The following is a 14,378-nucleotide window of genomic DNA, read 5'->3' as shown; positions in this document are numbered from 1 at the left end:
AGATGTGTATAAGAGACAGCTGCGGCACAGCGCCGACGCGGTGATCGTCGAGTTCTGGTTGATGGGCACCCATCGCGGATATCTGGGCAAGGTCCCGCCCACCGGCAGCCGGTTCCGGGTCCGCATGACGGCCTACTTCGTGTTCGACGGGTCCGAAACGCTTGTCTGCGAACGCATTTACTTCGACACGCTGACCATGATCAAACAGCTCCTTGGTGGGCTGGACTTCAAGAAGCCGGCGAACTGGCTGCTGGCCGCGCGCTGCGCGCGCGGCTTCCTGTCGATGTCATCGGAAAAGCCCGACCCGGCGCTCACGGGTGCCTAGACTTTCCGCATGCGTGGGCTTTATGCGTTAGGCGGCATGGCCGCCGCGGCGATGCTGGCCGCCTGCGCCGGCGCCACGGCCGCCCCCACCACCTCGCACACCGTCAAATGGATCGACCTGCAGGTCGGCGACTGCGTGGCCGACCTCCCGCCGATCGACCTGAGCCGGGTGACCGTCACCGCCGTCGACTGCGGCACACCGCATTTGGCCGAGGTGTATCTGCGTGGTCCCTTGGCCGTCGACAAGGCCGTCGCCATCGTCGCCAACAAGGACTGCAACGAGGGGTTCGCGCCATACACCGGCCGACCCGTCGACGGCAGCCCGTTCTCGATCACGTTCCTGATCGACTCGAACCAGGATCGCACCGGCGCCGATCCCACCCCGAGCACGGTCATCTGCCTGCTGCAGTCCGCCAACGGGCAGCCTCTGACCGGGTCGGCGCGGCGCTGATCAGCAGCCGAGTTGCGCTGCGAGGTCGCCGAAGTCGGACGCGTTGACGTCGAACTCGTCGGAGTAGGCCACGTCGGCCTCGCCGTCGACCCCGAACTCCAGCGGACGCGCGACGAAGGCCGTCGCGAAGCCCAGCCGGCCCGCGGCGCGGATGTCGTACTTGTGGCTTGCCACCATCATGATCTCGGCGGGCTCGAGGCCGAGATAGGTCGCGGCCATCCAATAGATGGCCGGGTCGGGCTTGAACACCCCGGCCATCTCGGCGGCGAAGACCGCGTCCCAGGGCAGGCCCGCCCGCTTGGAGATCTCGACGACGGCTGAGACGTCGGCGTTGGACAGGGTGGCCAGCGTGTATGCGGTCTTGAGGCGCGTGAGCCCGGGCACCACGTCCGGCCAGGGCTTGAGCCGTCGCCAGGCCTGAGTCAGCTCGTCTCGTTCGTCCTCCGTGAACGCGATGCCGCGCTCGTCCAGCACGGCGTCGAGCGCCCGCCGATACACCGAGTGCACCGACACCCACTCGCTTTGGTCGGCCCGCGCCTGCTCCAACATCGTGAAGTAGCCTGCGCGCCAACGCCTTACCACCTCGGGCCAGTCGGCGTACGGGTGCCGGCCGGCGCTGATCCGCCGCGCCTCGTCGCAGACGGTCGAATGAAAGTCCGTCGCCGTGCCTTGCACGTCGAACAGCAGAGCTTTGACCACCCGCCAATCATGGCCGCTCGCGCGGTTGACGGGAACCGTCCGCCCGGGCCCGGGCTACGAATACCGGGAGTGGATACATGTCGGGACCTCGGCGCGGCCGGCGCCCGGATCCGGCCGTGCCGATGCCGGGCTGGCGCTAGGCTACCGATCGATGACCGGACCGTCGCCGCCCAGCAAGGACCTGGACGCACTGCTGCGCGAGGTCGCGCGCGGGGACCGCGACGCGTTCGCGGCGGTTTACGACCTCACTAAGAGTCGGGTGTACGGCATGGTGATGCGGGTGCTGCGCGACTCCGGTTACAGCGAGGAGACCACCCAAGAGGTCTACTGCGAGGTGTGGCGAACCGCGCCGGACTACGACTCCGCCAGGGGCTCGGCCCTGTCCTGGCTGCTGACGATCGCGCACCGGCGGGCCGTCGACCGGGTGCGGGCCGAGGAAGCGTCCGGCAAGCGGGATGCCCGCTACGCCGCGGCGAGCGCCGACCCCGCCACCGACGTCGTCGCCGATTCGGCGATCGCCGGCGACGAGCGTCGCCGGGTGGTCGAATGCCTGGGCGCGTTGACCGACACGCAGCGGGAGTGTATCCAGTTGGCGTACTACGACGGACTGACCTACAGCCAGGTCTCGGACCGGTTGGCCGCGAACCTGTCGACGATCAAGTCGCGCATGCGCGACGCGCTGCGCGCCCTGCGTAACTGCCTGGAAGTGCCATGACGGAACCGAACGAATTCGAATTGCTCGAGCTGGCAACGCCGTACGCGTTGGACGCGGTCTCGGACGAGGAGCGGGCCGATATCGAGCGGCGGCTGGCGACCGCCCCGCGGTCGGTGGCGTCGGCCTTCGAAAGCGAAGTCCGCGCCGTCCGCGAGACCATGGCGGCCGTCTCGGCGACGACGGCGGTCGAACCGCCGGAGCACCTGCGGGCCGCCACGCTGGCGGCGCTGCCCGCACGCGACGGGCGCAAATTCGGTTGGCGCGCCGCCCTTTCGGCGGCGGCGGCAGCGGTGGTGGTCGGTGCCGTCGCGTTCGGCGTCGGGATAGCGATGCGCCCGCACCCGCCGTCGACCATCGCCGAGCAGGTGTTCGCGGCCCCGGACGTGCGCACCGTTTCCGGCCCGCTCGGCAATGGCACTGCCACCGTGGTCTTTTCCCACGACCGCAACGCCGGTGTGCTGGTGATGAACAACGTCCCGCCGCCGAAACCCGGGACGGTCTACCAGATGTGGTTGCTCGGCGATAAGGGGCCGACGTCGGCCGGCACGATGGGCACCGCTGCGGTGGCGCCGTCGACCACCGCGACGCTCACTAACCTCGGATCGTCGACCACCCTGGCGTTCACCGTCGAACCCGGCACCGGCTCACCGAAGCCCACCGGCACGATACTGGCCGCGCTGCCCCTCAGCTGATCGGAAAATCCGTCCGCGGCCCCCTCGTCTCCGAATCACTCCTGTCCGGTCGGAAAGGCGGCGCTATGGGCCGCCGCAGGAGAAGGAGTGCAAGCGCGATGATCAACGTTCGGGGCAGGGCAATCGCGGCGGCGGGGCTCGCGACGATTGCGGTAGTGGGTTTTTCGGCGTGTTCGAACAACAAGCCGGCGGCTGGGCCGACGATGAGCAGCAGCACGGCCGTCAGCGTTGTGACGGCTCCGATGACGACGGTGGCCACCACCGATCCGGCGGCCGATCTGATCGGGGCCGGCTGCGGTGACTACGCCAAGCAGAACCCCAGCGGCCCGGGTTCGGTCGCGGGGATGGCTCAGGACCCCGTCGCCACCGCGGCGTCGAACAACCCGATGCTGACCACGCTGACGTCGGCGCTGTCGGGCAAGCTCAACCCGAACGTCAACCTGGTCGACACGCTGAACAGCGGCCAGTACACGGTCTTTGCGCCCACCAACGCCGCGTTCGACAAGCTCCCGGCGGGCACCATCGACAAACTCAAGACCGACTCGCAGTTGCTGAAGAGCATCCTGACCTATCACGTGGTGCAGGGTCAGGCGAGCCCGATGAAGGTCGACGGTGACCACATCACCCTGCAGGGCGCCAAGCTGACCGTCTCCGGTCAGGGCAACGACCTCAAAGTCAACAACGCCGGTCTGGTGTGCGGCGGGGTGCACACCGCCAACGCGACGGTATACATGATCGACACGGTGCTGATGCCGCCGGCCCAGTGAGCCACCTGGATGAACAGCCCGGCTTCGGCCGGGCTGTTTTTTTGCGGCGGCACCCATCCGCGGCGCGCTCGGCGGCGAATGTCTTTCATGCTGACCATCGCGCTGATCGGCTTCGTCGGGGGTCTCATCACCGGCGTATCGCCGTGCATCCTGCCGGTACTGCCGGTCATCTTCTTCGCCGGCGCGCAAGGCCGCGCCGATGCCCCTGCCCGACAACCGGTTCCGGGCGGGGGCCTGGACGTCGCGACACGACCGCGGCGCGCATCGCTCAGCGCCCGCCCCTTCCTCGTCATCGGCGGCTTGGTGCTCAGTTTCACCCTGGTCACGTTGACTGGCTCGACGCTGCTGTCGCTGCTGCACCTGCCGCAGGACGCCATCCGTTGGGTCGCCCTGGTCGCCCTGGTCGCCATCGGTTTCGGGTTGATTTTCCCGCGGGTCGAACGGCTGCTGGAGCGCCCGTTCGCGCGTATCCCGCAGAGGCAGTTCGGGTTTGGCGGTGGCGGCTTCGGTCTCGGGCTCGCGCTGGGCGTGTTGTATGTCCCGTGCGCCGGGCCGATCCTGGCCGCGATCGTGGTGGCCGGCGCCACGGGTCCCCTCGGTCCGCGCACCGTGGTGCTCACCGGCGCCTTCGCGCTGGGCGCCGCGCTGCCGCTGTTGTTCTTCGCGTTGGCGGGTGATCGGTTGGCCCAGCGGGTGGTGGCGTTCCGGCGGCGGCAGCGCGATATCCGCGTCACGGCCGGGATCGTGATGATCGCGCTCGCGGTGGGACTGGTGTTCAACATCCCCGCGGTTCTGCAACGCGCCCTGCCCGACTACACCATCGGGCTGCAAGAAAAGTTGGCCGCCGACCCCGGGGTCCAGGAGAAGCTCTACCTCGGCGGCATCGTTAACGAGCAGAACGCGCAGCTGTCGAACTGCAGCGACGGCAACCGGGACCTCGAAAACTGCGGCCCCGCACCCGATCTCACCGGCATCTCCGGATGGCTGAACACGCCCGGCAACCAACCGGTCCCACTGGCGTCCCTGCGCGGCAAGGTCGTGCTGATCGATTTCTGGGCGTACTCGTGCATCAACTGCCAGCGTGCCATCCAACACGTCGTCAGCTGGTACAACGCCTACCACGGCGACGGTTTCGAGGTCATCGGGGTCCATACCCCGGAGTACGCGTTCGAACAGGTGTCCGGCAACGTCGCCAAGGGCGCCGCCGACCTGAGCATCACTTACCCGATCGCCTTGGACAACGGGTACTCCACGTGGACGAACTACCGCAACCGGTACTGGCCCGCCGAGTATCTGATCGACCCCACCGGCCAGGTGCGCCACATCAAATTCGGCGAGGGCGACTACAACGTCACCGAGGATCTGATCAGGCAGCTGATCGTCGCCGCACACCCCGGCCTCGAGCTGCCACCGCCGGCAGACACCGGCCGCCCGGCCCTGCCGGAGCAGACCACGCCCGAGACCTACCTCAGCGTCGGCAAGGTCGTCAACTATGGCGGCAACGGGGTATACGACGAGGGCACAACCACTTTCGCCTATCCGCCCAACCTGGCCGCCGATCGCTTCGCGCTGAACGGTCCGTGGTCGCTGGACTACCAAGGCGCCACCGCCGCAAGCAACCAGTCCAGCATCAAGCTCAATTACCACGCCAGGAACGTCTACATCGTCGTCGGCGGCAGCGGGTCCCTCACCGTCACCCGCGACGGACGATCCGTCGTGATCCCCATCAGCGGCCCGCCGACGTCGCACCAGATCGTCTCGGCCGATCACCCGCAGTCGGAGACGCTCGAGGTACGCGCCGACCAAGGGCTGCAGGTGTATTCGTTCACCTACGGCTAGAAAACTTCTGCCCGCCACCCATCCGAAGATGTCCGCGCTCCGAATCACTGCGCAAAGGTCGGACCAACCAAAGGAGTCAAACGCGATGAACGCACACAGGACGGCAGCGAAGGGGTTCGCGGCAGCGGCAATGCTGGGTTTGGGTGTGGTGACCGCTCCCACCGCGGCGGCGGCCGATCTGGTGGGGCCGGGCTGCTCCGACTATGCGGCCGCCAACCCCAGCGGCCCGGCGTCGGTGGAAGGCATGTCGCAGGTTCCGGTGGCGGTGGCGGCGTCCAACAACCCGGCGCTGACCACCCTGACGTCGGCGCTGTCGGGCAAGCTCAACCCGAACGTCAACCTGGTCGACACGTTGAACAACGGGCAGTACACCGTGTTCGCGCCGACCGACGCCGCGTTCGGCAAGCTGCCGGCGCAGACCATCGACCAGCTGAAGACGGATTCCAACCTGCTCACCAGCATCCTGACCTATCACGTGGTGCCGGGCCAGCTGAGCCCCGCGAAGGTCGCGGGCGCGCACAAGACCGTTCAGGGCGCGAACGTGAACGTGACCGGTCAGGGCAACGGCCTTCGGGTCAACAACGCGGGTCTGGTCTGCGGTGGGGTGCCCACGGCCAACGCGACCGTGTACATGATCGACACGGTGCTCATGCCGCCGGCATAACCGTGCTTTAGTTCGGTTGCTCGACGCTGGTCAGCGGCTGGTGCGCGTACGCCTCGGCGACCGCGTGCTGGGGCGCGTCCATGTTCCCCAGCACGAGGGCGAGGGGCGCCGCTAGACAGGCGCAGAAACGGCACAGTGTTTCCATTGGGCCCCACCATCTTTCGCATGGCTTGCGGACGTGGTTCCGCTCAGGCTGATTACCCCGCTCGGGCGCGGGCAAACGGTCCGGGGCGATTTCGGGTGATCGCCACGAGTCACACGGGCCTCACCGGTCACGGGAAGAGAGGCAATGGGCGTTGTGCCCGCCTCACAGCGACAACCGGGGGATGCAGCACGTTGTCGCTGTGAGGCGGGCAAACGGTCGACCACCCCGGCCAGGGGCGCAAGTGGCCGGTGTGACTAGGCGATCACGTAGTCGTCGAGCGGGAACGTCCGGCCCTCGTGAACCGCGTTCAGCGTGGACGTCGGTCGCAGCAGCGACGCCTCACCGCTCGGGCTGAAGTAGTACGAGCGCGACGTGGCGCAGTCGCCGGCGTAGAACACCGAATTGTCGAGGCGCTTGGTCATCCGCTCGAGGAACCGTTCGTTGGCCTCCTCGGTCACCTCGAAGGTCGTCGCGCCGCGGCGCTTGACCTCACCGAGCAGCCGCTCCATGTGCCGCATCTGGTACTCGATGGTGTGAAAGAAGGACAGGCCGGAGAAGGCGAACGGGCTGGCCAGGCTCAGGTAGTTGGGGAAGTACGGCATGGACACGCCCTGGTAGGCCTGGAACCGGGTGTCGCGCCACCACTTGCCCAGGTTGCGGCCCTTGCGCCCGACCACCTCGATGGCCGGGAAGTTCGCCTCCCACAGGTCGAAGCCGGTCGCCAGGACCAGGGTGTCGATGACCCTTTTGCGCCCGTCGGCGGTGACGATGCCGTCCGCCTCGATCCGCTCGATGGAGGTGGTCTCCAGGTGCACGTTCGGCTTGTTGAAGGCGGGGTAGAACACGTTGGAGAAGGTCGGCCGCTTGCAGCCCATGTCGTAGTCGGGGGTTAGCTTGGCCCGCAGTTCCTTGTCCCGGATCCACCGAAACCGGTTGATCTTGGCCAGGTCGGAGGCGGAAATGTTGCCCCGGCCCCGGGTCTCCCGGAAGTGCAGGGCCCCGATGACCATGATGATCTCGAGGATGATGTCGGTCACCCACCGCAGCGCGCGCTGCGCGGCCGGCACCCGCCCGAACAGGCGCCGCACGCCGGGCGAGAAGCCGAAGTCGACCTTGGGCAGCACGTGGGTGGCGGTGCGTTGGTAGACGGTCAGCTCGCCGGCCTCCTTGGCCAGCTCCGGGATGACCTGCACGGCCGACGCCCCGGTTCCGATGACGGCGATCCGGCGGCCCCGGTAGCTGTACTCGTGGTCCCACGCGGTGGTGTGCACCACCTTGCCCGCGAAACTCGCGACGCCCGGGATGTCCGGCATGCGCGGCTGGGACAAAAAGCCCGTCGCGGTGATCAGCAAGCGGGTCGTCAGCGTTTCGCCGTCGGCCAGCGCCACCCGCCATACCGAAGCGTCCTCGTCCCACTGGGCGCCCTCGACGGTCGTGTTGAACCGCATGTGCCGGCGCACGTCGTACTTGTCGGCGACGTCGGCGGCGTACTGCTTGACCTCGCCGCCCGGGGCGAACAGCCGTGACCAGCCCGGGTTGGGCTCGAACCAGTACGAGTAGGTGGTCGACGGGATGTCGACGGCGATGCCGGGGTAGTGGTTGACGTGCCAGGTGCCGCCCAGGTCATCCTCGCGTTCGAGGATGACGAAGTTGTCATACCCGAGGCGCTTGAGCTGGATCGCGGCGCCGATGCCGCCGAAGCCCGCCCCCACGATGACGGCGTCGTATCGGTCCGTGTTCACAAACATGCTCCGTGTTATTGCCCCGTGCTTACTTACCAAATGCTTCGACTTACCTTACGTAACTCTAATAAAGAGCCGGGTATGACGCACACACGTTTGTCAGCATGTGACCTCGCCGACACCATCACGCGAACTCGGCAATGGGCACAAGTGACAGCCGCCTGACGCTTGACGACGCGCAATTTACGCCGTCCGCGCCAAAGCGCCTGTCCAACAGCGGATCCGGAGGCTAGCCGCCGGTGGCCGCTCCCTGCAGCCGGCCCAGGAATTCGTGGCAGCGCCGCGCGCGCTCGGAGTCCTGTTCCATGACCTCGCTGAAGAAGGACGCGATGTCGTCCATGCCCGCGTTTTTGGCGTCGCGCACGTACTGGCCGTAGTCATGCCCGGCCTTCAGCGAGTGGTATTGCACCGAGACCAAGTCGAAGGCCACGTCGTCGAAACCCGTTTCCCCGGTAGCCATGTCGTCACCTTTCCCTAGCTGGATCGTGTGTCTCGCGGTTCGGCTACCCGTGGGATAGGGGGCCAAACGACGGCCCGAAAGCTTTTTCCTAAGATGCCGATCCGGCCGGGGCGCATCAGAATGGATTCATTTGTTGCGTCGACACGCGGACCTCATCCGACGCTTGTCGTCGCGGCTCGGTATACAGGAAAGACGGATATTGCACTCGTGACAGTTTTGGAGGCGTTCGTATGGGCATCAGTCGCGGCATGATCGCACGTCACTTCGTCCGTTCCCTCACTCCCGCGCTGGTCGCGGCCTCGGGCCTCGGCGCGTCGGCCCTCGTCGGTTCGGTCCTCCCGACCGCGTCGGCCCAATGTCCCGACGTTCAGGTGGTGTTCGCCCGCGGCACCGGTGAGGCCCCCGGCGTCGGCCCCACCGGGCAGGCCTTCGTCGACGCCCTGCACTCGCGCATGGGGTCCCGGTCGTTCGACGTCTACCCCGTCAACTACCCCGCCAGCGACCAGTGGGACACCGGCCTCGACGGCATCCGTGACGCGGGTGCGCACGTCAACTCGATGGCGCATGACTGCCCGAACACCAAGATGGTGCTCGGCGGCTACTCGCAGGGCGCCGCGGTCATGGGCTTCGTCACCTCGGCCGCCGTGCCCGATGGTGTCGACCCCAACACCGTGCCCAAGCCCCTGGACCCGTCGGTCGCCCAGCACGTGTCCTCGGTCGTGCTGTTCGGCATGCCCAACGTGCGCGCGATGAACTTCCTCGGCGAACCCCCGGTGGTCATCGGCCCGGCCTATCAGGACAAGACCATCAAGGTCTGCGCCACCGAAGACCCGGTCTGCTCCGACGGCATGAATTTCTCCGCCCACAACACCTACGCCGACGACAACGCCGTGATCGACAAGGGCGTCGCCTTCGCCTCCAGCCACCTCGACTTGAGCGGGCCGCCGGCCGCGCCGACGTCGAGGGGCAGCTTCGGCGGCTGAGCCGCTACCTGCTGTTGAGGTAGGCGACGATCCCCTGGGTGACGGCCGCGGCGTAGCGCGCCCGGCCGTCGGGGCTTTCCATCCTCGCGGCGTCGTCGGCGTTTTTCATGTTGCCGAGTTCGACGAGGATCGCCGGGTACTGGGCGAGGTTCAGCCCCGCCAGGTCGGCGCGCCCGTACAGCCCGCCCGACCCGACGTAGTTGGACGGCTGAAAACCCGCCTGCACCAACGCATCCCGCATCGCGGTGGCGAGCTGGAGGGCGGGGCCGGCCTGCACGTCGTTCAGGGGCGGGCTCGAATAGTTCACGTGGAATCCGTGGCCGGAGGCCGGCCCGCCGTCGGCGTGGACGCTGACGATCGCGTCGGGGCGCATCGCGTTGGCCGCCGCGGCGCGCTGGTCGACGCAGGGGCCGACGGAGCTGTCGTTGCCGCGCGACAGCTGGGTGCGCACGCCCATCTGGTTCAGCGAGTCGTTGATCAGCCCGACGACGGCCCAGGTGAACGCGTGCTCGGGGTAGCCGTCGTCGGCGGCCGCACCCGACGTCTGGCACTCCTTGGTGCCGCCGCGTCCGTTCGGCACCTGCTGGCCGATCGACGCGTCGTTGACAGCGTTGTGGCCGGGGTCGAGGAAGACGGACGACCCGGAGACACCGGCCGACGCGCGGGGGGCCGTTATGAGCGTTGCGGCGCCGAGCAGCGCCGGCGCGGATCTCAGCAGGTCTCGCCGCGAAACGAATCCCCGGCGGCGGTCACTCACCGCGCGATGGTAACAATCGCGGCTGCTCAGACGTCGGTCAGCGCCCGCGCCGCGGCGCGGAACATGGTCTGCTTGATCGCGCCGAGCGTGCCGGGGTCCTTGCCTACCAGCGGGCGCAGCAGGTCGGTGGCGGCCGGGGTCACCTCGCCCTCGGCCGCGGTCGCGTCGACGATGCCGAATTCGGCGGCCTCCTGCCCACCGAAGCGCCGTCCGGTCGTCATCGAGGCCACCGCCGCGCGGGGCGTGAGCTTGGCCTGGATCAGGGCGGCCATCCCGTCGGTGAACGGGATCCGGATGTCGACCTCGGGGAAGCAGAAGAATCCGCGGTCGGCGCGCATCACCCGGAAGTCGTGGGCCATGGCGAGCATGGCGCCGGCGCCGAACGCGTGCCCGGTCACCGCGGCCGCGGTCGGCATGGGGAAGGTCAGGACGCGGGCCAGCAGGGCCTGCACTCGCCCGACGTAGGCCTGGGTCTGGTCGCCGTGCGCGCCCAGCCAGTCCAGGTCCAGCCCGTTGGTGTAGAACTTGTCGCCACCCGTCGTGACCAGACCCTGGGCGGCGCTTTGGATTTCGTCGAGCTGCTCGTTGATGGTGTCGAGAAAGTCCGGGGAGAACCGGTTTTCGTCGTCGCCGAGGTGCAGAATGGCGATCTTGTCGTCCCAGCCCAGTGTCGGTGTCATGCCTGGCCCCTTTCTCTGGTCCTGCGCCGGGGCTCCCCGACGTCGAGCACGGCCTTGACCGCGGCGCGCAGCCGTTCCCGCGCACCGGGATCGTCGATCCTGTTGCGGCGCAACAGGATCGCGGTCGGGAGGTCGACGATGCAGGTGGTGATGACGTCGACGGCCGCGGCGTCCTTGCGGTCCCACAGCAGGCGGGCGAGCCGAATCATGGTCTGCACCAGCAGCCGGTCCAGGTCGCGCAACTGAGCTGCGATCTCGGCCGGCGTCTCCGGGCCCAGCAGCTCGTCGCGGCGCACAGTGAGCAGCAGTTGCGACGACTCGGGATGTTGGTGGGCGAACACCGCCGGCGCCTCGGCCGCCGCCACCACGGCGTCGACGCCGTCCCCGGCCGGCGTGGCGTCGATCAAATCGGTTTGCGCGCTGAGGAATCGGTGCCCGGCGCGCAGCCAGGCCTGGCCGACCAGCCCCGCGCGCGAGCCGAACGAGTGGTACAGCGCGCCGTTGGACACGCCGGTGGCGTCGCTGACGGCTCTGATCGTGACCGACGCCGGCCCGGACCGCACCGCCAGCCGTTCGACGGCGTCCAGGATCTGATCCTGGTCGTGAACGCGGGGACGGGGCATGCGGGCATAGTAACAGAGCGTTCGCTCTGTTACTAACCGTCACCCGCCCGCAGCGGACTTTTAACACGCGCGGCACGCGAAAAGCCGTTTGGCGGCGCGCGACGATCGGGAACCCCGTGCTCATGGGTAAGGTCACTCAGGTCAACGAAGAGGCGCTGTTGGCGGACATCGAGCGGGAACTGGTCGACGAGTTCCCCCAAGTGCCGGCAAAGGTCGTCGACGCCCTCATCCGTGAAGAGCACGCCCGGTTCGCGCACAGCCGCATCCGCGATTTCGTCCCGTTGTTCGTGGAGAAACACGCCCGCGAGCAACTCAAGGGGCGCTCGAACTAAAAGCTATTCGGCGCGCCGCCCCGGGCCTACGCTGAGCTCATGGTCGGGCGCCGATGGGTCACGCTGGTGACTGCCGCGACGGTGATCGCCGCGCCCGGGACCGCGCACGCGGACCCCGTCGACTTCCAGTCCCCGTCCGGGAACATCTACTGCGTCCTGGACAGCCCCGGGGTTGCGTGCGACATCAGTGACTTCACCTATCAACCGCCGCCGCCCCCGGAGTGCGGCAAGCATTTTCCGTGGGGCAATCGCTTCGTGTTGAACCTGGGCGAGCCCGCCGCCATCCATTGCCATGGCGACACGCTGCGCGTCGCCGGCGAGCAGACGCTCGACTACGGCCGGTCCCTGTCCGCGGGCACGATCACGTGTGCCAGCGAGCCGTCGGGCATGAAGTGCACCGACGGCAGCACCGGGCATTACTTCCGCGTATCGCGGGATTCGTACGATCTCGGCTGACAGGCCAACCATACAAAATAGTATGGTACGGTCGGCGCCATGTCCGCGGTCGACGCTCGCCCGACGTACGGGATCACCGACGAGTTCGTCGCCCGCCTGGCCGAGCGCGCCGAGGAGGCCGAGCGGCTGCGCCGGCTGCCCGCGGCGACGGTCAGCGAGTTCCGAGAGACCGACCTGTTCCGGCTGCTGCTGCCGGCCCGCTTCGGCGGCCTGCAGGCGCCGTTTCCCGAACTGCTGCAACCGATTCGGCGGATGGCGCACGGCTGCGCGTCCAGCGCGTGGACGCTGGGCTTCTACGCCCTGCACAACTGGATGCTGTCGCTGTTCGACGTGCGGGTGCAGGAGGAGGTGTTCGCCTCCGGGCCGGTGCTGGCACCCGCTCCCCTGGCCCCGACGGGCCGCGGCGTCCCGGCCGACGGCGGGGTGCGCCTGACCGGCCGGTGGTCGTGGGCCACGGGCGCGATGGACGCGGACTGGGTGATGGTCGGCGCACTGATCGAGCGACCGGACCGCATCGATCCGGCGCTTGTGGTCCTGCCCGCCGGGCAGGCCGAGGTCGTCGACACCTGGCACACCGCGGGCATGCGGGGCACCGGGTCGCACGACGTCGTCGTCACCGACGTGCTCGTTCCGGAACATCGCATGGTTGCGGTCGCCGACATCTACGGCGGCACGGCGCCGGGCGCGGCGGCGCACGACGTGCCGACGTATCGCTGGCCCATGGTGCCCGCCCTCGCGCTCGTGGCGTCGATGCCGGTGCTCGGCGCCGCCGAGCGGGTGACCGAGCTGTTCGCCGAGCGGCTGGGCGGGCGCGTGCTGGCGTATAGCGGTGTGGCGCAAAAGGATCAGCCCGCCGCCCAGATCCGGCTGGCGAGCGCACGGGTGCGGTTGCGGGCCTTGCGGGCGCTCGTCGACGAGACCGCCCAGGGTATCGATCGGATGGTGGGCGCCGGCGAACGGGTGACCCGGTCGGTGCGGGCGGAGGCGCGGCTGGCGGCCGCCCACACCGTGCACGAGAGCCGGGCCGTCATCGCCGACCTGCTGGACGCGTCCGGGGCCAGCGCGCAGTTTTTGTCCAACCCGTTGCAGCGTTTCAAGCGCGACGTCGACATCGCGGCCGGACACGTGGTGTTCGACTACGACGTGAGCCGAGAGTTGGCCGGGGCGTTGGCGATTGGCGCGAAGATCTCCCCGATCGCGATGGTCTAGTCCTTGAGCATCAGCTCGAGGAAGCCTTCGCGCTGCGCGGCCTGCTGCGCCTGCTGGGCCGAGCCGGCCAGGTGCAGCAGCCCGATGCCGGCGGCGAAGGTCAGCTCGGCGCGCAACTTGGCGTCCTCGGCGCTGAAGCCGTAGTCGCTGTAGGCCTTGGTGACGCTCTTGAGTAGGCGCCGGTCGGCCGCGCGGACGTTGGCGGCGGCGGCCGGGTCGGTGCGCGCCCATTCGCGCATCGCGCGTTCCAGCGTCCAATGCCCCGGGCTGGTCAGGGTCGTCATCATGGCGGACAGGCGTTCGCGGGGCGGCAGGGCGTCGAGCTCGGCCAGCGACCGCCGGTCCTTGTCCAGGAAGGTGTTCCAGGAGTCGACCAGCGCGGCCCGGTAGCTGTCCATGTCGGCGAAGTGCCAGTAGAAGCTGCCGCGGGTGACGCCGGCCTGCCGGCAGAGACCTTCGATCTTCAGGGCGCGCACCCCCTGCTCGGCGAGCAGCGTGTAGCCGGCCTGCAGCCAGTCGTCGACGGTCAGGCGCGGGGGCTTGTGGGCGGCCACACCTGCAGGTTACGGGTGGGCCCCTCCCGCCGTTCGCTGCCGGTCTATGTGAATTCCTCCCGAACACGCGGCCAACCGACGGGTGCGCATGAAACATGGGTGTAACGTTCGGCTCACTGGCCGACGAACACCTGCTCAGTTTCGTTAGGGGTGGCGTGAGCGCATCCGATATCTCCGACGTGTTGGCATCGACCGACGCCGACGAGGTCGTGGTGTCGTTCCAGGACGAGTCTTTGCTGCTGGGCGGCGACCCCGCCGCCGTCGAGTCCCTGTCTCTTATACACAT

The 14,378-nt window shown here is 68.4% G+C and carries 18 protein-coding genes and 1 pseudogene; 11 read left to right on the top strand and 8 right to left on the bottom strand.

The features are described 5' to 3' along the window. A pseudogene (locus tag WU80_RS21135) lies at positions 1-325 on the top strand (ester cyclase); the annotation flags it as partial. Positions 326-334: 9 nt separating this feature from the next. Continuing rightward, complete coding sequence (locus WU80_RS21130; RefSeq protein ID WP_082459976.1) at positions 335-775, top strand: hypothetical protein; 441 nt, start codon at positions 335-337, stop codon at positions 773-775. Here WU80_RS21130 and WU80_RS21125 read toward each other — a convergent pair whose 3' ends face one another. After that, the gene (locus WU80_RS21125) at positions 776-1,474 is read right to left on the bottom strand and encodes a haloacid dehalogenase type II (RefSeq protein ID WP_055405074.1); all 699 of its coding nucleotides are present in this window, start codon (positions 1,472-1,474) and stop codon (positions 776-778) included. Between the two features lie 151 nt (positions 1,475-1,625). Here WU80_RS21125 and WU80_RS21120 point away from each other — a divergent pair, with 151 nt between their 5' ends. The 5 genes from WU80_RS21120 to WU80_RS21100 all read left to right on the top strand — a co-directional run bounded on the left by WU80_RS21120 (position 1,626) and on the right by WU80_RS21100 (position 6,151). Further along, a complete protein-coding gene (locus WU80_RS21120; RefSeq protein WP_055405087.1) occupies positions 1,626-2,189 on the top strand; it encodes a sigma-70 family RNA polymerase sigma factor in 564 nt (187 codons plus the stop codon). Beyond that, complete coding sequence (locus tag WU80_RS21115; RefSeq protein WP_055405075.1) at positions 2,186-2,881, top strand: anti-sigma factor domain-containing protein; 696 nt, start codon at positions 2,186-2,188, stop codon at positions 2,879-2,881. The genes WU80_RS21120 and WU80_RS21115 overlap by 4 nt, the downstream gene beginning before the upstream one ends. Positions 2,882-3,084: 203 nt before the next feature. Then, on the top strand, positions 3,085-3,648 hold the full coding sequence (locus tag WU80_RS21110) for a fasciclin domain-containing protein (RefSeq protein WP_369808559.1): 564 nt from the start codon (positions 3,085-3,087) through the stop codon (positions 3,646-3,648). Positions 3,649-3,735: 87 nt separating this feature from the next. Then, entirely contained in the window at positions 3,736-5,487 is a 1,752-nt protein-coding gene (locus tag WU80_RS21105) for a cytochrome c biogenesis protein DipZ (protein WP_055405088.1), read from the top strand. An 85-nt stretch (positions 5,488-5,572) separates the two neighbouring features. Then, positions 5,573-6,151 (top strand): fasciclin domain-containing protein, encoded by a 579-nt coding sequence (locus WU80_RS21100; RefSeq protein ID WP_055405077.1) that lies wholly within the window; start codon positions 5,573-5,575, stop codon positions 6,149-6,151. Positions 6,152-6,158: 7 nt separating this feature from the next. Here the strand turns inward: WU80_RS21100 and WU80_RS25975 are convergent, their stop codons facing one another. The 3 genes from WU80_RS25975 to WU80_RS21090 all read right to left on the bottom strand — a co-directional run bounded on the left by WU80_RS25975 (position 6,159) and on the right by WU80_RS21090 (position 8,498). Further along, positions 6,159-6,296 carry a hypothetical protein gene (locus WU80_RS25975; RefSeq protein ID WP_156349700.1) on the bottom strand — a complete coding sequence of 46 codons (138 nt, stop codon included), beginning with the start codon at positions 6,294-6,296 and terminating at the stop codon, positions 6,159-6,161. Between the two features lie 254 nt (positions 6,297-6,550). Then, positions 6,551-8,038, bottom strand: coding sequence for an NAD(P)/FAD-dependent oxidoreductase (locus WU80_RS21095; protein WP_055405089.1), 1,488 nt, complete (start codon positions 8,036-8,038; stop codon positions 6,551-6,553). A 229-nt stretch (positions 8,039-8,267) separates the two neighbouring features. Beyond that, complete coding sequence (locus tag WU80_RS21090; RefSeq protein WP_055405078.1) at positions 8,268-8,498, bottom strand: hypothetical protein; 231 nt, start codon at positions 8,496-8,498, stop codon at positions 8,268-8,270. A gap of 230 nt (positions 8,499-8,728) precedes the next feature. Here WU80_RS21090 and WU80_RS21085 point away from each other — a divergent pair, with 230 nt between their 5' ends. Next, positions 8,729-9,481, top strand: a complete 753-nt coding sequence (locus WU80_RS21085; RefSeq protein ID WP_055405079.1) for a cutinase family protein — start codon at positions 8,729-8,731, stop codon at positions 9,479-9,481. Between the two features lie 4 nt (positions 9,482-9,485). Here WU80_RS21085 and WU80_RS21080 read toward each other — a convergent pair whose 3' ends face one another. From WU80_RS21080 to WU80_RS21070, 3 genes are read right to left on the bottom strand one after another with little or no spacing between them, the layout of a single operon-like run. Continuing rightward, the gene (locus WU80_RS21080) at positions 9,486-10,238 is read right to left on the bottom strand and encodes an Rv3717 family N-acetylmuramoyl-L-alanine amidase (RefSeq protein WP_055405080.1); all 753 of its coding nucleotides are present in this window, start codon (positions 10,236-10,238) and stop codon (positions 9,486-9,488) included. A 26-nt stretch (positions 10,239-10,264) separates the two neighbouring features. Continuing rightward, complete coding sequence (locus WU80_RS21075) at positions 10,265-10,918, bottom strand: enoyl-CoA hydratase-related protein (protein WP_055405081.1); 654 nt, start codon at positions 10,916-10,918, stop codon at positions 10,265-10,267. Beyond that, positions 10,915-11,541 (bottom strand): TetR/AcrR family transcriptional regulator, encoded by a 627-nt coding sequence (locus tag WU80_RS21070; protein ID WP_055405082.1) that lies wholly within the window; start codon positions 11,539-11,541, stop codon positions 10,915-10,917. The genes WU80_RS21075 and WU80_RS21070 overlap by 4 nt, the downstream gene beginning before the upstream one ends. A gap of 122 nt (positions 11,542-11,663) precedes the next feature. Between WU80_RS21070 and WU80_RS21065 the strand changes: the two genes are divergently transcribed. Genes WU80_RS21065 through WU80_RS21055 form a run of 3 tightly spaced genes read left to right on the top strand, consistent with a single transcriptional unit; the run spans position 11,664 to position 13,538 of the window. Then, on the top strand, positions 11,664-11,873 hold the full coding sequence (locus WU80_RS21065; protein WP_055405083.1) for a three-helix bundle dimerization domain-containing protein: 210 nt from the start codon (positions 11,664-11,666) through the stop codon (positions 11,871-11,873). 39 nt (positions 11,874-11,912) lie between these two features. Further along, entirely contained in the window at positions 11,913-12,329 is a 417-nt protein-coding gene (locus WU80_RS21060) for a DUF6636 domain-containing protein (protein WP_055405084.1), read from the top strand. Between the two features lie 39 nt (positions 12,330-12,368). After that, positions 12,369-13,538, top strand: coding sequence for an acyl-CoA dehydrogenase (locus WU80_RS21055; RefSeq protein ID WP_055405085.1), 1,170 nt, complete (start codon positions 12,369-12,371; stop codon positions 13,536-13,538). Here WU80_RS21055 and WU80_RS21050 read toward each other — a convergent pair. Beyond that, entirely contained in the window at positions 13,535-14,092 is a 558-nt protein-coding gene (locus tag WU80_RS21050) for a TetR/AcrR family transcriptional regulator (RefSeq protein WP_055405086.1), read from the bottom strand. The two genes, WU80_RS21055 and WU80_RS21050, sit on opposite strands and share 4 nt — an antisense overlap. Positions 14,093-14,378 lie beyond the last annotated feature (286 nt).

It is taken from the genome of Mycobacterium sp. UM_11, from assembly GCF_001414075.1.
In the GTDB taxonomy this organism is placed as follows: domain Bacteria; phylum Actinomycetota; class Actinomycetes; order Mycobacteriales; family Mycobacteriaceae; genus Mycobacterium.
Note: the sequence above shows the minus strand (reverse complement) of the source record. Positions and strands in the feature narration are given on the sequence as shown.